Source organism: Ancylobacter sp. SL191, assembly GCF_026625645.1.
GTDB lineage: Bacteria > Pseudomonadota > Alphaproteobacteria > Rhizobiales > Xanthobacteraceae > Ancylobacter.
Genome location: NZ_CP113056.1, coordinates 2,401,663 through 2,419,477, shown reverse-complemented (window position 1 = coordinate 2,419,477; position 17,815 = coordinate 2,401,663). Strand labels below are relative to the sequence as shown.

The 17,815-nt window shown below is 71.8% G+C and carries 17 protein-coding genes and 1 riboswitch; of the genes, 5 read left to right on the top strand and 12 right to left on the bottom strand.

Going from position 1 to position 17,815, the window contains the following annotated elements; all coding sequences use genetic code 11:
• Positions 1-29 precede the first annotated feature (29 nt).
• The 5 genes from OU996_RS10905 to cbiE all read right to left on the bottom strand — a co-directional run bounded on the left by OU996_RS10905 (position 30) and on the right by cbiE (position 4,332).
• Positions 30-407, bottom strand: coding sequence for a DUF423 domain-containing protein (locus OU996_RS10905; RefSeq protein WP_267581628.1), 378 nt, complete (start codon positions 405-407; stop codon positions 30-32).
• Between the two features lie 3 nt (positions 408-410).
• The gene (locus OU996_RS10900; RefSeq protein WP_267581627.1) at positions 411-1,727 is read right to left on the bottom strand and encodes a cobyrinate a,c-diamide synthase; all 1,317 of its coding nucleotides are present in this window, start codon (positions 1,725-1,727) and stop codon (positions 411-413) included.
• Positions 1,728-1,872: 145 nt separating this feature from the next.
• On the bottom strand, positions 1,873-2,631 hold the full coding sequence (gene cobM / locus OU996_RS10895) for a precorrin-4 C(11)-methyltransferase (RefSeq protein WP_267581626.1): 759 nt from the start codon (positions 2,629-2,631) through the stop codon (positions 1,873-1,875).
• Positions 2,628-3,050 (bottom strand): cobalamin biosynthesis protein, encoded by a 423-nt coding sequence (locus OU996_RS10890; RefSeq protein ID WP_267581625.1) that lies wholly within the window; start codon positions 3,048-3,050, stop codon positions 2,628-2,630. Before OU996_RS10890 ends, cobM begins: the two co-directional genes overlap by 4 nt.
• A 10-nt stretch (positions 3,051-3,060) precedes the next feature.
• Positions 3,061-4,332: a precorrin-6y C5,15-methyltransferase (decarboxylating) subunit CbiE gene (gene cbiE, locus OU996_RS10885; protein ID WP_267581624.1), complete on the bottom strand. Its 1,272-nt coding sequence runs from the start codon at positions 4,330-4,332 to the stop codon at positions 3,061-3,063.
• On the opposite strand from cbiE, the gene OU996_RS10880 reads away from it, so the two are divergent.
• Positions 4,331-5,131: a cobalt-precorrin-6A reductase gene (locus OU996_RS10880; RefSeq protein WP_267581623.1), complete on the top strand. Its 801-nt coding sequence runs from the start codon at positions 4,331-4,333 to the stop codon at positions 5,129-5,131. The genes cbiE and OU996_RS10880 overlap by 2 nt on opposite strands.
• Here the strand turns inward: OU996_RS10880 and OU996_RS10875 are convergent.
• The 6 genes from OU996_RS10875 to cobW all read right to left on the bottom strand — a co-directional run bounded on the left by OU996_RS10875 (position 5,101) and on the right by cobW (position 13,178).
• Positions 5,101-5,874 (bottom strand): precorrin-3B C(17)-methyltransferase, encoded by a 774-nt coding sequence (locus OU996_RS10875; protein WP_267581622.1) that lies wholly within the window; start codon positions 5,872-5,874, stop codon positions 5,101-5,103. The genes OU996_RS10880 and OU996_RS10875 overlap by 31 nt on opposite strands.
• Positions 5,871-6,608, bottom strand: a complete 738-nt coding sequence (locus tag OU996_RS10870; RefSeq protein WP_267581621.1) for a precorrin-2 C(20)-methyltransferase — start codon at positions 6,606-6,608, stop codon at positions 5,871-5,873. Before OU996_RS10870 ends, OU996_RS10875 begins: the two co-directional genes overlap by 4 nt.
• Positions 6,605-7,240, bottom strand: coding sequence for a precorrin-8X methylmutase (locus OU996_RS10865; RefSeq protein WP_420712623.1), 636 nt, complete (start codon positions 7,238-7,240; stop codon positions 6,605-6,607). The genes OU996_RS10870 and OU996_RS10865 overlap by 4 nt, the downstream gene beginning before the upstream one ends.
• On the bottom strand, positions 7,241-8,458 hold the full coding sequence (gene cobG, locus OU996_RS10860) for a precorrin-3B synthase (protein ID WP_267581620.1): 1,218 nt from the start codon (positions 8,456-8,458) through the stop codon (positions 7,241-7,243).
• Complete coding sequence (gene cobN / locus OU996_RS10855; protein ID WP_267581619.1) at positions 8,455-11,973, bottom strand: cobaltochelatase subunit CobN; 3,519 nt, start codon at positions 11,971-11,973, stop codon at positions 8,455-8,457. Before cobN ends, cobG begins: the two co-directional genes overlap by 4 nt.
• A 143-nt stretch (positions 11,974-12,116) precedes the next feature.
• Positions 12,117-13,178 carry a cobalamin biosynthesis protein CobW gene (gene cobW / locus OU996_RS10850; RefSeq protein WP_267581618.1) on the bottom strand — a complete coding sequence of 354 codons (1,062 nt, stop codon included), beginning with the start codon at positions 13,176-13,178 and terminating at the stop codon, positions 12,117-12,119.
• Between the two features lie 116 nt (positions 13,179-13,294).
• A riboswitch (cobalamin riboswitch) is annotated at positions 13,295-13,504 on the bottom strand.
• Positions 13,505-13,650: 146 nt separating this feature from the next.
• Here cobW and cobU point away from each other — a divergent pair.
• The 4 genes from cobU (at position 13,651) to OU996_RS10830 (ending at position 16,758) form a co-directional block, all read left to right on the top strand.
• A complete protein-coding gene (cobU, locus tag OU996_RS10845) occupies positions 13,651-14,163 on the top strand; it encodes a bifunctional adenosylcobinamide kinase/adenosylcobinamide-phosphate guanylyltransferase (protein ID WP_267581617.1) in 513 nt (170 codons plus the stop codon).
• On the top strand, positions 14,160-14,774 hold the full coding sequence (cobO, locus tag OU996_RS10840) for a cob(I)yrinic acid a,c-diamide adenosyltransferase (protein ID WP_267581616.1): 615 nt from the start codon (positions 14,160-14,162) through the stop codon (positions 14,772-14,774). The genes cobU and cobO overlap by 4 nt, the downstream gene beginning before the upstream one ends.
• 135 nt (positions 14,775-14,909) lie before the next feature.
• On the top strand, positions 14,910-15,134 hold the full coding sequence (locus tag OU996_RS10835; RefSeq protein ID WP_267581615.1) for an NINE protein: 225 nt from the start codon (positions 14,910-14,912) through the stop codon (positions 15,132-15,134).
• 166 nt (positions 15,135-15,300) lie between these two features.
• A complete protein-coding gene (locus OU996_RS10830) occupies positions 15,301-16,758 on the top strand; it encodes a cobyric acid synthase (protein WP_267585680.1) in 1,458 nt (485 codons plus the stop codon).
• Between the two features lie 7 nt (positions 16,759-16,765).
• Here the strand turns inward: OU996_RS10830 and cbiB are convergent, their stop codons facing one another.
• A complete protein-coding gene (cbiB, locus tag OU996_RS10825) occupies positions 16,766-17,740 on the bottom strand; it encodes an adenosylcobinamide-phosphate synthase CbiB (RefSeq protein ID WP_267581614.1) in 975 nt (324 codons plus the stop codon).
• Positions 17,741-17,815: the final 75 nt, after the last annotated feature.

Sequence of the window (17,815 nt, the reverse complement as noted above, 5' to 3'; positions counted from 1 at the left end):
GCCCGACTTCATGCAACCTTTTGGCCAACTCAACCGGCGCGATCACCACGCTGGAAAGCAGCCAGGGCAACGACGACCCATCCGGCGATCAGCATAGTCCCGCCAGTGGGGGCAGCCATAGGAAAAATCGCGATATTCCAGAGCGCTCGCACCGCCAGCGCACTGCCGAACAGCAGCGTCCCGAGAGCGACCAGCCCCGCCCCCGCATCGGCGATGGCAAAGCGCGGGCCGCGCGCTGCCGCCAGAGCGACCACACCGACCGCCCCTGCGGCACCCAGCATGAGGAAGTTGGCGGCCGTGGCGAGGTTCGGATCGGGGTTCATGTGAGCCCCGGCCGCAGCCGCGGCCACGCCCGCCGCGCCCATCAGGCCGGCGAGGAGGACGATCAGGCGGCGAAACAGATTCATGGCTCACTCCGTGGCGATGACATGGAAGAAGGTGCCCGATACCCGCCCGCGCCGGCTGCCGCCGGGCCCGAGCGGTTTACCCTGACCATCCGCCAGATCAACCAGCGCCGCATCGTCGCCCGGCTGTGTGACGCTGGCATAATGGAACTCGTGCCCGCGAAATGCCGTGCCGGCGGGACCGAGCGCGGAGGGCGCGCGTGTCACCGCGCGGCGGTAGCCGAGATTGAGCCGGCGCTTGGCAAAGCTGGTGGCGTGGCCGAGCAGGCCGAGCATCGGGTGAACCCCGCCCTCGGCATCCTCCAGCGCCTCGCCCAGCACCATGAAGCCCCCGCACTCGCCATGCACCGGCCTGTCCTTCGCGACCGCGCGCACCCCCTCAAGGAATCGCGTCGCACCGGCGAGGCGCCCGGAATGCAGCTCCGGGTAGCCGCCGGGTAGCCACACCGCGTCGCAACTTTCGTCCGGCGCCTCGTCGGCGAGCGGCGAGAAGGGCAGGATCTCCGCCCCGGCGCCGCGCCAGCCGGCGACCAGATGCTCATAGGCGAAGGAGAAGGCGACGTCCCGCGCGAGCGCGATGCGCTGGCCGGGCGGCGGCACCGCCGGGGAATTATGGGTGAGGTCGGCAAGAGCGGGCGTCACGGCCAGCGCCACCAGCGCGTCGAGATCGACATGCGCCTCCGCCGCCGCCGCCAGCCGGTCGAGATGGGCCTCGAGCCCCTCATGCTCCACCGCCTGTACAAGACCCAGGTGCCGCTCCGGCAGTCCCATCGCCGCGTCGCGCGGCAGGGCGCCGAGCACGGCAAGGCCGGTCGCGGCAATGGCGTCGCTCGCCTGCACGCGGTGCCGTTCGCTCGCCACCTTGTTGAGGATGACGCCGGCGATCCGCACCGCGGGATCGTGCAGGGCAAAGCCGCGCGCCACCGCCGCCGCCGATTGCGACTGGCCGGAAATGTCCATCACGAGCACCACCGGCAGGCCGAGCCAGGCCGCGAGGTCCGCCGCCGCCCCGGTACGCCCGGCCTCGCCGACAATGCCGTCGAACAGGCCCATCGACGCCTCGATGACCAGCAGATCGGCTGCCCCCGCCGCTTCGCCAGCCAGCGCGGCGATGAGCGCGGGCGACATGGCGAAGCTGTCGAGATTGAGCCCCGGCGCGCCGCTCGCCGCCGCGTGGAAGGCTGGGTCGATATAGTCCGGCCCCGACTTCGCCGCCCGCACGCGAAATCCCCGCCGCGCCAGCGCGGTGATGAGACCGAGCGTCACCGTGGTCTTGCCCGAGCCGGAGCGGGGCGCAGCGATGATAAAGCCTCGCGCGGTCATGCGGCGGCTCCCCGGGGAGCGGCAACCCGAGCACCGTCATGGCCGGGTTTGGTCCAGCCATCCACGACTTTTCTGTGCGCGCGGGCAACGGCGACGTCGTGGATCCCCGGGCCAAGCCCGGGGATGACGACCATGCGGTGCATCCTCATTCCCGCCCCCGGAAACGGCGCTGATAGGTGGCGTCATAGAGCGCGCTTTCGCGGAACGCCTCCGCCGCCAGCGCTCGGCCGACCATGATGAGCGCGGTACGCTCCACCGGTTCGGTCGCCACACGCTCGCGAATATCAGCCAGCGTGCCGGCGATCACCCGCTCGGTGGGGCGTGTCGCCTCCACCACCACGGCGACGGGACAATCCGCGCCATAGAGCGGCGTCAGCTCCGCCACCACCTGATCGAGCGCGTGAATGGCGAGGTGGATGGCGAGCGTCGCCCCCGTCGCGCCGAAGGCGGCGAGCCTCTCGCCCTCCGGCATGGCCGAGGCGCGGCCGGACACGCGGGTAATGACGAGGCTCTGCGCCACGCCGGGCACGGTCAGCTCACGCCCGAGCACCGCGCTGACTGCGGCGAAGGCCGGCACGCCGGGCGTCAGCGTATAGGCAATGCCCGCTCGCTCCAGCCGGCGGATCTGTTCGGCCACCGCCGAATAGATCGACAGGTCGCCCGATTGCAGGCGCGCCACATCCTGCCCCGCCGCCGTCGCCGCGAGGAACTCGGCTTCGATCTCGTCCAGCGACAGCGGCGCCGTATCGACGATGCGGGCACCCGGCGGGCACCAGCCGAGCACCTCCGGCGGCACGATGGAGCCGGCATAGAGGCACACCGGGCAGCGGGCGATGAGATCGCGCCCGCGCAGGGTCATCAGGTCCGCCGCGCCGGGGCCGGCGCCGATGAAATGCACGGTCACGGCGTTTCCGCCTCCCTCGGCTCTGCGGCGGGCACGCCCTTTTCCGCCTCGCGCGCCAGCGCGCAGGTGACGGCGCCGAGCACGAAGCGCGGGCCGATCAGCGTCGAGCGCCGCCCGGCCACGGCGAGCGCGGCCGCCTCCGCCACCGAGGGCACGCCCATCAGCGCCACCACGCGCTCGGAATGGGTCAGCACGCGCTTGCCGGCGGCCTCCAGCTGCGACTGCGGCACCATCACCAGCAGAAGCCCCATGTCGAGCGCGGCCTTCATGATGCCGGCCTCGCCGCCCTTCAGCGCCGGGGTGGCCATGAGCGCGATGTCGCACAGCTTCACGTCATGGCGCTCCATCGCGCCACGCACGGCGGCGCACACTTCCTCGGCCGTCACGCCGCGACGGCTGCCGACGCCGGCCACGATCATGCGCGCATCCTCACGGCTTGACCCAGCTCCACTGCATCACCGGCATCGCCGCGCGCCAGCCGGTCAGCCCGCCCACCGGCTCGGCGCGGGAGACGGCGAGGCGCATCAATTCGCCGCCGCGCACCGCGTGTTCGGCGATCAGCAGCGCCTCGGTCTCCAGCGTCACCGAATTCACCACCAGCCGCCCGCCGCAGCGCAGGGCGATCAGCGCCGTCTCCAGCACGCCGCGATCCCCGGCGCCGCCGCCGACAAAAATGGCGTCGGGCGGCGGCAGGCCCTCCAGTGCGGCGGGAGCGGCCCCCTCAATCACTTCCAGACCGGGAACCCCAAGCGCGGCCGCGTTGCGCCGCACCCGCGCCGCCCGTTCGGGGCGCTCCTCAATGGCGATGGCGCGCAGCGACGGGTCGGCCAGCATCCATTCGATGCCGATCGAGCCCGAGCCGGCGCCGATATCCCACAGCACCTCGCCCCGGCGCGGCGCAAGAGCCGACAGCGTCACCGCGCGGATTGCCCGCTTGGTGAGCTGGCCGTCATTCTCGAAATAGGCGTCCGGCAGCCCCGGCGCGCGGGGAATGACGCGCGCGCCCTTGCCGGCCTCCACCTCGATGCCGACGAGGTTGAGCGGATCGACCTCGCCGAGATCGAACGCCTCGGCTTGGGCGGCACGCACCCGCTCGCGCGGTCCGCCCAGCGCCTCCAGCACATGCAGCCGCGAACCGCCAAAGCCGGTAGCAGCGAGCAAGGCAGCAATCTCGCCCGGCCCGGCGCCATCGGAGGTGAGCACCAGGAGCCGCCGGCCGGGATGCAGATGCGCCCGCACCAGATCGAGCGAGCGGCCATGCACGGTGAGGCAGGTGGTATCCGCCAGCGGCCAGCCGAGCCGGGCGGCGGCGAGGCTGAAGGCGGAGGGCGCCGGCAGCGTGCGCATCTCGTGGCGTGGGACATGCCGGGCCAGCACCGCGCCGACGCCATGCAGGAAGGGGTCGCCCGAGGCGAGCACGCAGACCTTTCGCCCGCGCAGCGCCACCACCTGTTCGACCCCCTGCTCGAACGGGCTCGGCCAGGCCCGCGCCTCGCCCGCCAAGGCGGCGCCGGCGAGATCGAGATGGCGCGCGCCGCCGAACACGAACTCGGCCTCCCCGATCAGCGCCCGCGCCAGCGGCGAGAGGCCATCCAGCCCGTCCTCGCCGAGGCCGACGATGGACAACCAGCGCGTCTCCTGCGCATCGTCGCCGCGCGCCGCGCCCGAGGAGCCGGCCCCGAAGGTCTCAAGCTGCGTCATGATCGCCCCATCCCCATCCCGGTCCGAACCGTTGCGCGTGCTGATCCTCGGCGGCACCGGCGAGGCGCGCGACCTCGCCACCGTGCTCGCCGGGCGCCCGGAATTCACCCTCAGCCTGTCGCTTGCCGGCCGCACGCGCAACCCGCTCGATCTGCCCGGCGCCGTGCGATCCGGCGGGTTCGGCGGCGCGGACGGGCTCGCGGCGCATCTGCGCGAGGCGCGCATTGACGCCCTGATCGACGCCACCCACCCCTTCGCCGCGATAATCTCGGCCAATGCCGCCCGTGCGGCCGAACGGGCAAGCGTGCCGCTCCTCGCCCTCGCTCGCCCATGCTGGGAGCAGATGCCGGGCGACCGCTGGACGCCGGCGGCGGACATTCCCGAGGCCGTCGCCCGCCTTGGGGTGACGCCGCGCCAGGTGCTGGTCGCGCTCGGCCGCAATGAGGTGCGCGCGCTGGAAGCCGCCCCGCAGCACCATTATCTCGTCCGCAGCATCGACCCGGTCGAGCCGCCGCTTGCGGTGCCGGATGCCCGCTACATTACCGCGCGCGGGCCGTTCCCCCATGAGGACGAACGCACCCTGCTCATCACAAACCGCATCGACGCCGTGCTGTCCAAGAACAGCGGCGGGCCGGCGACCTATGGCAAGATCGCTGCGGCGCGGGAGTTGGGCATTGAGGTCGTCATGGTCCAGCGCCCGCCGCGCCCAAAGGTCGAGACGGTCGGCAGCGTGGCGGAGGTGATCGTCTGGTTGGAGCGCCTCGCCCATCAGCGCCCTCCGCTGCGACGCGGCGTGTAGACCAGCCCCGGCAGGCCCGCCCGCTCGACGATCCGCGTCTCCGGCGAGCCGACAAGGATGCAGGTCGCCATATCCGCCATGTCGCCGCGCGCCGCGCTCAGCGTCACCACGGCAAGGCGCTCATCCGCCCGCCCCACCGCGCGGCCGAAGATCACCGGCACGCTGGCGGGCAGTTCCTCGCGCAGAATGTCGAAGGCGGTGTCGAGCTGGTGCGGGCGCGCCTTGGACACCGGGTTGTAGAACGCCATCACGAAGCCCGCCTGCGCGGCGAGGCGCAGCCGTCGCTCGATCATCTCCCAAGGCTTGAGATTGTCCGACAGCGAGATGGCGCAGAAATCATGGCCGAGCGGCGCCCCGGCCTTTGCCGCCACCGCCAGCATCGCGGTGATGCCCGGCACGATATTTAGTTCCAGCGCCCGCCACTCCGCCGGGCCCGCCTCGATCGCCTCGATCACGGCGGCGGCCATGGCGAAGACGCCGGGATCGCCGCCCGACACCATCGCCACCTTGGCCCCGGCCGCCGCATGGACGAGCGCCGCCCCGGCGCGGGCGAGTTCCTCGCGGTTGTCGGAGGCGTGGCGGGTCTGGCCATCGCGCACCGGCACGCGGTCGAGATAGGGGATGTAGCCGTAGAGCGCGTCCGCCTCATGGAGCGCGGCGGCGGCTTCCGGGGTGAGAAAGCGCGCCTCGCCCGGCCCGATACCAATAACGCTCAGCTTTCCCCGGCACTCACCCGTCGTCATGCCCGCCCGCTCCAGCCGGGCACCAGCACGATGGCGAAATAGGGCGCCGGGCTCTCGTCGCGCGCGGCCAGCGGCATAGTGTGGGTATCCGTCATCGTGCCGCGCTCGACATAGACGGCGCGTTCCAGCTTGCCGGCGGCCGCGAGCGCGCGGCGGATCTTCGGCAGATTACGGCCGACCTTCATGATGACGGCGGCATCGGCTTCCGCCAGACGCCGCGCCAGCTCCGCCTCCGGCAGCGTGCCCGGCAGCACGCTCAGCACGTCGTCGCCCTGCGCGATGGGCGCGCCGGCCTGCGACCAGCAGCCGGACATGCCGGTGACGCCGGCGATCACCTGCGTGTCGTAGCGATCGGCGAGGCGCACATGCAGATGCATGTAGGAGCCGTAGAACATCGGGTCGCCCTCGGAGAGCACGGCGACCGTGCGGCCGGCATCGAGATGCGCCGCCACCGCCTGCGCCGAGGCGTCGTAGAAGCCGGTAATGGCGGATTTATAGGGCGCCTCGTCCTTCGGCATCTCCGTGGTCACGGGATAGCCGAGCGCCAGTTCCACCGCTCCCGCGCGGAAATGCGGGTGGGCGATGGCGCGGGCATGGCTCGCATTGCCGAGCTTGGCGAAATAGGCGACGACATCGGCCTCGCCGAGGGCGCGCACGGCCTTCAGCGTCATCAGCTCGGGATCGCCCGGCCCGACACCGACGCCGATCAGCCGGCCGGAAACAGGCGCGCTCATAGGCCCGGCCTCGCCAGCGCGTTCACCGCCGCCGCCGTCATGGCGCTGCCCCCGAGCCGCCCGCGCACCACCAGCCACGGGATGCCGTGATCGCCGGCGGCCAGCGCGTCCTTCGATTCCGCCGCGCCGACAAAGCCGACGGGAATGCCGAGAATGGCGGCGGGCTTCGGCGCGCCGGCATCCAGCATCTCCAGCAGGCGAAACAGCGCGGTCGGCGCGTTGCCGATGGCGATGACGGCGCCGTCCATATGGTCGCGCCACAGCTCCATCGCCGCCGCCGAGCGGGTGGTGCCGAGGCGTGCGGCGAGGTCGTGAACCTGCGGATCATGCAGCGTGCAGATCACCCGGTTCTGCGCCGGCAGCCGCGCGCGGGTGACGCCATGGGCGACCATCTCCGCATCGCACAGGATCGGCGCGCCGGCCTTCAGCGCATTGCGGGCGGCGCGCACGAGATCGGGCGCGAAATCGATGGCGAAGGCGGCTTCGACCAGCCCGCAGGCATGGATCATGCGCACGGCGACATCCGCCTCCTCCGGCGTGAAGCGGCCGAGCTCGGCTTCCTCGCGGATGATAGCGAAGGAACGCTCATAGATCGCGGTGCCGTCACGCACATAGTCGTAGGGGATGGACACTCAGTCGCCTTTCTCAAGCCAATGCGCGACGCCCGCCCGCAGCCCGGCCAGCGGCAGGACGCGGCGCGGCACATCGCGCGGCGTGCCTTCGACCACGAGACCCGCCCCCGCGTCCAGTCCCACGACGGTCAATCGCGTCCGCGCCGGGTGCGCGCAGCCCTTGATGCAGCCGGAGACGTGCAGCTCGCCCTCGCCGATCAGCGGCGCGAGAGCGCGGGCGAGAGCGTGCGTCTCGATCCGCGCGGAGGCACAAGCGGGTTGCCCGGCGCAGGCGGAGACGCGGCGCAGCGGATCGGCGGGATCGGTGAGGAAGCCGAGCCGGGTGGCCTCGCTCTGAAGGGCGCGCGCCGCCTCCGGTGCGAGGCCGGTGAGCAGCAGCGCCCGCCCCGCCGCCGGTTCGACATCAGCAACGCCCGCCGCGCGGGCGGCCGCGACGAGGGCGCTCAGCGCCTCCGCCCGCATCTGCCCGAAGGCGAGGCCGATGCCGAGGGCGTGCGTGCCGTCAATGAGCTCATGAATTCCGACCGGATCGACGCTGACCCGCGCCGCCTCAGTCGTGAGCGGGGACAGCCCGGCCGTCTCCGCGAGGGTGGCGAGCCCTTTGCCCGCGACCAGCCCCGCCATGCGCGCCGTCGGCCCGGCCTCGGCGAGAAGCGTCAGCAGGCGCAGGATCGCGTCCGCCGCGCGGGCGGTTTCCACCACGCCGGCCGGTTGCCCGGCAAGGTCGATCCGCCAGCCGCCGGGTATCGCGGTGGCGGCGATGTCGGCCTTCAACGCAGCAAGCGACAGGCGCCCACCGGCATCGATCACCACCGAGGCCTTCGGCGCCAGGTGCGGCACCAGCCCGGCCGCGCCCTGCCCCACTCCTTCTGCGAGCGGACGCGGGTCCACGAGGCCGGATGGGTCACGTCCCGCGAGTGCGCTGATCTCGACGGGAAAACCGTCCGGCAGGGCAATGCCGAGCGCCGCCACGCCCGCCTCAAGCTGTCCCGCCGTCTCAGGGGAGAGCCCGCGCAATTGCAGCTTGCCGCGCGCGGTCACCTCAAGGATGCCATTGCCGAGCACGCTCGCGAGCCGGGCGAGGCCCGCCAACTGGTCGAGCGTCAGCGGCGCGGCGGGCTGAAGCCGCGCCAGCAGGCCGTCGCCGGTCGGCATCGGTTCGGGCAGCGACGGGCAGGCGCCGCGCCGCAGCGTGTCGATGTCGGAAGCCGCGCTCATTCCGCCGCCTCCCCGGACAGCACCGCGAGATCGCCGGCGACATCGTTGCGGCGCGGGTGCCAGAGCCCCTTGTCGCGCGCCCGCTCGAAGCGCCCGGCGATGAAGCGCGCCGCCTCGGGCGAGGTCTCCATAAGGAAATCACGCACGCGGGCGTCGCCAACATAGGCGCCGTGCAAGAGGTCGACGAGATGGCTCGGCACCGCGCGCGTCGCCTCGGCAAAGCCGATCAGCCGGTCCACCGTCTCGGCCATTTCCGCCGCCCCGCGCGGGCCGTGGCGCATCACGCCCTCGATATAGCGCGGATGCGCCCGGCCGCGCACGATGCGGGCCAGCGCCTGCGCCAGCGGGCGGGCTTTGGGGCGCGCGGGGTCGCTGGTGTCGAGCACCACCACATCCGGCAGACGCCCGAGCTTTGCCGCCGCCGCCGCGAAGCCGCCGATGAAGGCGAGGTCCGCGTCGCCCTCCAGAAGATCGCGGCCGGGATCATCCGCGCCATGGATCAGCAGTTCCGCCGCCGCCACCCGCGCGGCGAAGGCGTCGCCGGCCACACGGGCCGCGCCCTCCGCCCCGCCATAGGCGTGCGAGGCGCTGGCGAGATAGGCCGCGCCGAGCGCTTCGGGCTCGATCTCGCCCGCGCGCAGCCCCGCGCCATAGGCCCCCGGCGCGGTGCCGAAGATGCGCAGCGCGTCAGGCCCGGCGGCGTGCAGCGGGTTTTCGTCCTCGCTCTCGTCCCGCGCCGCCACCGCCCGCACGGCGGCGTCGAGCAGCGTGATCTGCGCCGGGAACAGGTCGCGGAACAGGCCGGAAATGCGGAAGGTGACATCGACGCGCGGGCGCCCCATCGCCGCCGGTGGCAGCACCTCGACGCCGGTGACGCGGCCCGAGCCGGCATCCCAGACCGGGCGCGCGCCGATCAGCGCCAGCCCCTGCGCGATCTCCTCGCCGCCGGTGCGCAGCGTCGCGCTGCCCCAGAGGTCCAGCACGAGGGAGCGCGGCCAGTCGCCATGTATCTGGGCATGAGCGCGCAGCACCTCCTCCGCCGCGAGACGGCCAAGGTCCATCGCCGTTGGCGTCGGCAAGGCGCGGGGATCGACGGTGAACAGGTTGCGCCCCGTCGGCATCACGTCCGTGCGTCCGCGCCCCGGCGCACCGGCCGGCCCGGCGGCCACCCGCCGGCCATCGAGCGCTGCCAGCAGCCCGTCGCGCTCGGCCTGCCCGCAGGCGCCGCGGCCATAGATATGAAAGCCGTCCTTGAGCCGCATCTCCTTGATGTCGCAGAGAAAGGCGTCGATCTCCTTCAGCGCCTCGTCCGGCGATGCCGTGCCGGTCAGCCCGGCGTCGCGGGCGATCCCGGTGCGCTCGGCCTCGGCGACGATCAGCGTCGCCAGACGCTCGCGCCGGCGCCGGTCGAGCCCGTCGGCCTGCGCGTACTCATCGACCAGCCGCTCCAGCTCGGCCGCGTCGCCGGCAAGTCCGGTCTCCAGCGTCGGCGGCGGCAAATGGCCGAGGGTGACGGCGGCGATGCGGCGTTTGGCCTGCGCCGCCTCGCCGGGATTGGAGGTGATGAACGGGTAGGCGACGGGCAGCGCCCCCAGCACCAGCTCGGGGAAACAGCCGCGCGTCAGCGCGACATGCTTGCCCGGCAGCCATTCCAGCGTGCCATGCGCGCCCATATGCACCAGCGCATCGGCATTCTGTTGCAGCCACAGGCCGAAGGCGATGAGCCCGTGGCGCGGCGGCAGGGCCGGGTCGTGATACTGCGCCCGCCGCTCGCTTACATCGCCCCGCTCCGGCGCCAGCGCGACGGTGATGTTGCCGAAGCGCGCGGCGCGGAAGCGGAAGGCGCCGTCGGTGAGGCTCGGATCATCCTCCGGCGGGCCCCACGCGGCATGAACGGCGGCGACGGCCTCCGTGGGAAGGCTCGCGAGATGCGCGCGGTAGGCGGCGAGGGGGAGAACACCGTCATGCCCGGCCTTGGGCCGGGCATCCACGTCTTCCTCACGACCGGGTGCGTCGCGGCCAAGGCGTGGATGGCCGGGCCAAGCCCGGCCATGACGGTCGGGAGCGGTCACCGCCTCCAGCAGCGCCCGCTCATCGGCCGGCACGCCCTCCACCCGATAGCCCGCCGCCGCCATGTCCCCGAGCAGCGCCCGCACGCTGGCGGGCACGTCGAGGCCCACCGCCCAGCCGGTGCGGCCGGGGGCATTGGCATAATCGGGCATGAGAACCGCCACCCGACGCTCCGCGCGCGGCGTCACCTGCAGCCGGGCCAGCGCCGCCACGCGGTCGGCGATGGCGGCCACGCGGTCGGGCTCGGGCCGGTTCACCAGCAGCGTGAAGCCCGGCACGGCGGCACTCTCCGTCGGCGCCTTGAAGGACAGCGCGCCCGCCAGCACGCGTCCATCCAGTTCCGGCAGCACGACATGCATGGCGAGGTCCGCGCTGGTCAGCCCGCGCACGCCCTCCAGCCACGCCTCGCGCTTGGTCGTGGCGACGATAGCCTGCAACACCGGCACGCCCGGCGTATCGAGCACCGTCGCCTCGCCCGGATCAGCGGCGGCGAAGGCGGTGAGCGTGACGATTGCCGCCGGGCTCATCCCCGCCAGTGCCTCGCGCAGAAAGGCGATGGAGACCGGCTCCTTCAGGCTGGCGACGAAAATCGGCCGTGGCGCGAGCCCGCGCGCGGCCAGCGCGGCACAGAGCGCATCCACCGGCGCGGTATCACCGGCCAGCCACATGGAGCGGTAGAAGATGAGGGGGATGGTGGGGGCGGAGGTGGTGGAAGGCCCCTCACCCCAACCCTCTCCCCGACGGGGAGAGGGAGCAGGGAGCGTCGCACCGGCGGAAAAAGCCCTCTCCCCCTGGGGGAGAGGGTTGGGTGAGGGGGAAGCCCCGTCCCGTGAGGGGGAAGCAACGCCCGTGGAAGGAAAAGCCCCGCTCGCTTCCGAAGCCCCCCCGCCCCACGCGTAAAACCCCGCCAGCGGCACCGGCGCCGGCTCGCCCGCCTCAAGCGCCCGCCCGGCGAAACCCGCCATACGCCGCAGCAGCGCGCGCATATTGTCCGGCCCGCCGGCGCGGAAATAGCCGAGCAGCGCCGCCAGTTCCTCCACCGGCACGGTCGAGGCCTCGGCGAGCCGCGGGTCGTCGCGGTCCTCGCCCGGCAGCACGGCGAGGTGAAAACCGCGCGCCCGCGCCTCCGCCCCCAGCCGCTCGACGCCATAGCGCCACCAGTCCAGCCCGCCCAGCAGCCGCACCACGACGAGCCGGGCCTGCACCGCCACGCCCTCGATCCACAGATCGACCGACATCGGGTGCTTGAGATCGCGCAGGCTGGCGAGGCGCAGGCTCGGGAGTGCTCCGGGCACCCTTGCCTCCTCAGTCTCCTGCGCCCGCGCCAGCGCCGCGAGGTCGCTGTCGGTAAAGGAGACGACCACCACCTCCCCCGGCGTCTGGCCGAGGTCCACCGGCTCGGCGAGATCGTCGAGGCTGGTCGAGGTGGTGGTGAGGATGTGCATGGGGTGGCGGGTCTCCCGTCAGAACGCCGTCATCCCCGGGCTTGGCCCGGGGATCCACGACTGTTCGCGCCGGTGCTCCGGCCGAAGGTGTGGATGGCCGGGCCAAGCCCGGCCATGACGGTTGGCAAGGGGATGGGGCCGCCTCACGCCGCCACGCTCTCGCCGGCGAGGATGGCTTCCACCTTCGCCCGGTCGAGACCCTTCAGCCCGATGGCGACGAGGCGGCCGGTGCGCGCCTCGCTGCCCCAGGCGCGGTCATAATGATGGGCAACGCGCGGACCGACCGCCTGCACCAGCAGCCGCATCGGCTTGCCGGCGACGGGCAGGAAGCCCTTCACCCGCAACACATCCGCCTCGTCCGCCGCGCGGGCGATGCGGGCGGCGAAGGCGGCGGGATCGGCGATCTCCGGCACCTCGACGACGAAGCTGTCGAAATCGTCATGGTCGTGGTCCAGCTCGTCATCGTGATGGGTCTTGCGGTTCTCGATGTCGTCCTCGGTGCCGACGCCGAGGCCCATGAGCACCGCCGGGTCGATCCGCCCCTCGGTGATGGAAACCACGCGCACGCCCTTGGGCAGCTCGCCCGCCAGCGCCGCCTGCGCCGTGGCGAGGCCCGCCGCGTCGATCAGGTCGGTCTTGGTCATGATGACGAGATCGGCGCAGGCGATCTGGTCGTCGAACACTTCCTCGATCGGGTCGTCATGGTCGAGGCTGTCATCGGCCGCGCGCTGGGCGGCCAGCGCGTCATGGTCATGCGCCACGCGGCCCGCCGCCAGCGCTTCGCCATCCACCACCGCGACGACGCCGTCCACCGTCACCCGGCTCTTGATCGCCGGCCAGTGGAAGGCCTGGACCAGCGGCTTGGGCAGCGCGAGGCCCGAGGTCTCGATCAGGATGTGATCGACCTTCGGCACGCGGGAGAGAATGGCGTCGAGCGCCGGCACGAAATCATCCGCCACGGTGCAGCAGATGCAGCCATTGGCAAGCTCGACGATATTCTCCTCCGGGCAGGTCTCGATGCCGCAGCCGCGCAGGATCTCGCCGTCAATGCCGACATCGCCGAACTCGTTGACGATGACCGCGAGCCGCTTGCCCTTGGCGTTCTCCAGCACATGGCGGATCAGCGTCGTCTTCCCCGAGCCGAGAAAGCCGGTGACGATGGTGCAGGGCACCCGCGACAGGGAGTTAGGAACGGCGCTGCTCATGATGGCGTCTCCACGCAAGCCAATCGGTTGACGGGATGCGCCGGTCGCGGCGGGAATCGCCACGCGAGAGGCCGCCAAAGGCGCGGCTCTGCCTGACAGCCGGGCACCCCGCCGGCTTTCAGCACCGAACCTTCGGCAGGTCTCCTGGCTCGCGGGTCGCCGCCTCGTCGCCGCCTTCCCGGGGGATGTCCCAGTGGCTTTCGGCGCAGGCTCGCCGCTCACAGTTGCGGGGGCAGCCGCGGATTAGGAGGGTCCGAACCCTCCGCACCGCATTCCCTCTTCGTCCCGCGCCCGAAGACGCGGAAACCGATGGTCACCGGCACTAAAGGGGCCTTGGGCGGGAAAGTCAAACCGCCCACACCCGCCACGGCGCGGTTGCCCGGCGGACCGCCCCCGCTATAGTCCGCCGCTCATCGGGCAGGGGTATGGGAAGAGTGATGACGATACGCCGCCTGTCGGCCACGGGTGACTCATGGCGCTGACGCTCGTGCTCGGCGGCGCCCGTTCGGGCAAGAGCCGTCATGGCGAATCCCTGATCGAGGCGCTCCCCCCGCCCTGGCGCTACATCGCCACGGCGCAGGCCTGGGATGACGAGATGGCCGCCCGCATCGCCGAGCATCGCGGCCGGCGCGGGCCGGGCTGGGAAACGATCGACGCCCCGCATGATCTGGCGGCGGCGGTGAGCGCCCTGCCCGCCGGCGCGCCGGTGCTGGTCGATTGCCTGACGCTGTGGCTCAGCAACCGCATGCTGGCCGACGCCGACCTTGCCACCGAATGCGCGGCGCTGGTGGAGGCGCTGGCCACCCATGACGGGCCGGTGGTCGCGGTCTCCAACGAGGTGGGCCTGTCCATCGTGCCGGACAACGCGCTGGGCCGGCGTTTTCGCGATGCGCAGGGCCGGCTGAATCAGATGGTCGCCGCCCGGGCGACGCGGGTGATCTTCATGGTCGCCGGGCTGCCCATGATGGTGAAGGACGAGAGATGAGCGCAATTTCCCCGGAAGAGGCTGCCCGCCACCGCGCCAAGATGGAAAAGCGCAAGGCGGTGCAGGACGCCGAGGTGGCGGAGAAGACCATCGAGAAGGGCCTGCTCATCGTCCATACCGGGCCGGGCAAGGGCAAATCCACCGCCGCCTTCGGCCTCGCTCTGCGCACGCTCGGCCATGGCGGGCGCGTCGGCGTGGTGCAGTTCATCAAGGGCGCGTGGGACAGCGGCGAGCGGGCGGCGCTGGAGAGCTTCGGCGACCGGGTCGAGTGGCATTCCATGGGCGAGGGCTTCACCTGGGAGACGCAGGACATCGCCCGCGACATCGCCGCCGCCACGCGGGCGTGGGAGAAGGCGCAGGAGCTGATGGCCGACCCGAGCATCGGCCTGCTCATCCTGGACGAACTGAACATCGCCCTGCGCTATGAGTACCTTCCGCTGGACACACTGGTCACCACACTGGCCACGCGGCGGGAGGGGCTGCACGTCGTCGTGACCGGCCGAAACGCCAAGCCGTCGCTGATCGAGGCCGCCGATCTCGTCACCGAGATGGCGCTGGTGAAGCACCATTTCAAAGCCGGGGTGAAGGCGCAGAAAGGCATCGAGTTCTGATGCCCCCCGAGCCACGCCGTGTCGAAATATCCCGTGGCGCCTGGCCCGTGCGATCTCGAAATCCGGCACGTCGCTTCCTATCTCTAGGAGGACGCCGGCTGTCGCGGCGTGTTGACATGACGGAGCAATGCCCCGATGCGATCCACCCCGGTCGCCTATCTGTTCTGGTTCTTCGGCCTCATCGGCGTCTGCGGCATCCACCGCTTCTACGCCGGCCGCTACTGGACCGGCGCGCTGTGGCTTCTGACCCTCGGCCTGCTCGGCATCGGCCAGATCATCGACCTGTTCCTGATCCCCGGCATGGTGCGCGAGTCCAATCTCGAGCGGCGCGTGGACTATCTGGAAACACGGCGCGGCTGAGGCCCCTCGTCACGCCGTCATCCCCGGACGTGGTCCGGGGGCCCACGATTTCGGTTGAATCGCGTGCGCGATCAAAGACATGGATGGCCGGGCCAAGCCCGGCCATGACGACGTTGAAGCGGGGAGCGGGCGCGTGACATCTCCCCCTCGCCAGCCTTTGGCCCTCATGTTCCAGGGCACCGGCTCGGATGTCGGCAAGTCGCTGCTGGTGGCCGGCCTCGCCCGCGCCTTCACCTTGCGCGGACTGGAGGTCCGCCCGTTCAAGCCGCAGAACATGTCGAACAATGCCGCCGTCACCGAAGATGGCGGCGAGATCGGCCGCGCGCAGGCGCTGCAGGCGCGCGCCGCGCGGGTGGCGCCCTCGGTCCATATGAACCCGGTGCTCTTGAAGCCGCAGAGCGAGATCGGCGCGCAGGTCGTCGTGCAGGGCCGCTCGCGTGGCAACGCCCGGGCCGCCGACTACCAGAAGCTCAAACCCACTTTGCTCGCCGCCGTGCTGGAGAGCTATGCGCATCTGCGCGGACAGGCCGACCTCGTTCTGGTGGAAGGCGCCGGCTCGGCCTCCGAGATCAATCTGCGCGCCGGCGACATCGCCAATATGGGTTTTGCCCGCGCGGCCAATGTTCCCGTCATCCTGATCGGCGACATTGACCGCGGCGGGGTCATCGCCAGCCTCGTCGGCACAAAAGCCGTGCTTCCCCAAGAGGATGCGGCGATGATCCGCGGCTTTCTGGTCAACCGCTTCCGCGGCGACCCGGCCCTGTTCGCCGCCGGCATGGATGAGATCGCCGCTCGTACCGGCTGGCCGGCGCTCGGCCTCATTCCCTTCTTCCCCGATGCCCGCCGCCTGCCGGCGGAGGACGCGCTGGCGCTTGATGCCGCCACGCTGGCGAAGCCGCAGGCGAAGCTGCGCATCGCCGTGCCGCTGCTGCCGCGCATCGCCAATTTCGACGATCTCGACCCGCTCGACGCCGAGCCCTCGGTCGAGGTGATCCGCGTGCGGCCCGGCACCCCGCTGCCGGCCGATGCCGATCTCGTCATCCTGCCCGGCTCGAAGACCACCATTCCCGATCTCGCTGATTTCCGGGCGGAAGGCTGGGACATCGACCTCTTCGCCCATGTCCGGCGCGGCGGGCGGGTGCTGGGCCTGTGCGGTGGCTACCAGATGCTCGGCCGCTCCATCGCCGACCCGGACGGCATCGAGGGCCCGCCCGCGACCGTGCCGGGGCTCGGCCTTTTGGAGGTCGACACCGTGCTGGCCGGCGAGAAGCGCCTCGTCGCCGTCACCGGCACCGCCGATGGCGTGCCATTCTCCGGCTATGAGATGCATATGGGCGTGACGGAAGGCCGAGGGCGCGCCCGCCCCTTCGCGGTGATCGACGGCGCGGGTGCGGAAGGCGCCAGAGACGAGGGCGCCATCTCGCCCGATGGCCGCGTCATCGGCACCTACGCCCATGGCCTGTTCGCCGACGACCGCCAGCGCCGCCACTGGCTCGCCCGCCTCGGCGCGCCGCCCTCCGACCTTGCCTATGAGGCCGGGGTGGAGGCGACGCTCGATGCGCTGGCCGCGCATCTCGAGCGCCATGTCGATCTCGACCGGCTGTTGGCGATCGCGCGGGGCTGAGCCCGCCTCAAATCGCCAGTGCCATCACCACGATGGACAGCACCGCCACCATCACCCCGTCCGCCGCGCGGTAGAGCTGGAGCGCCCGGCGGATGTCGGCGGCGGTGCAGTCGCGCCGTCCGCCCTCGCCCATGATGCCGTCGGTGGAGAGCTGCCCGCCATAATGGCGCGGCCCGGCAATGGCGATGCCGAGCGCACCGGCGAGCGCCGCCTCCGGCCAGCCGGCATTGGGCGAGCGATGTTTTTTCGCGTCGCGCCGCATGGCGATCCAGCCCGCGCGCGGCGAGGCGCCGGGCACGAATACGGCACCGGCGATCAGCAGCAGCCCGGCAAGGCGCGAGGCCGGCAGGTTCACCAGATCGTCGAACCGCGCCGACGCCCAGCCGAACTGCAAATGCCGCGCATCCTTATGGCCGATCATGCTGTCGGCGGTGTTCACCGCCTTGTAGGCGCAGGCGCCGGCGAGGCCCCCGACCGCCATCCAGAAGGCCGGCGCGACGATGCCGTCGGAAAAATTCTCCGCGAGGCTCTCAATCGCCGCACGGGCGACACCCGCCTCGTCGAGCTTTTCGGGATCGCGCCCGACGATCATCGACACCGCCTGCCGGCCCTCGGCAAGGCTGCGCTCCAGCCCGTCGGCGACGCGAGCGACATGCTCATGCAGGCTGCGCTGGGCGAGCAGGGTCGAGCCGACAAAGGCGGCGTAGAAAAAGCCCATGGGCAGCAGCAGCAACAGTTTCTGCGCCGCCGCGCCCGCCGTCAGCCCGACGGTGAGCAGCACCAGCAGCGTCGCCACCCCGGCGAATTTGCGCTCCAGCGGGCTGTCCGTGTCGCGGTTCACATGGGTGTCGAGCAGGCTGATGAGCCGCCCCACCCACATCACCGGATGGCCGATCCGCTCCAGCAAAATCCGCGGATAGCCCAATGCGGCCTCGAACAGCAGCGCAACGAGGGTTAAACCGAGGGTGAGCTCGAGGGCCATCCGAACTGATTCTCTCGAAAAGCCCGCGAATCCGTTCCGGGCGGCGTTACCATCTCCACCCGAGCCGGCGCTGCC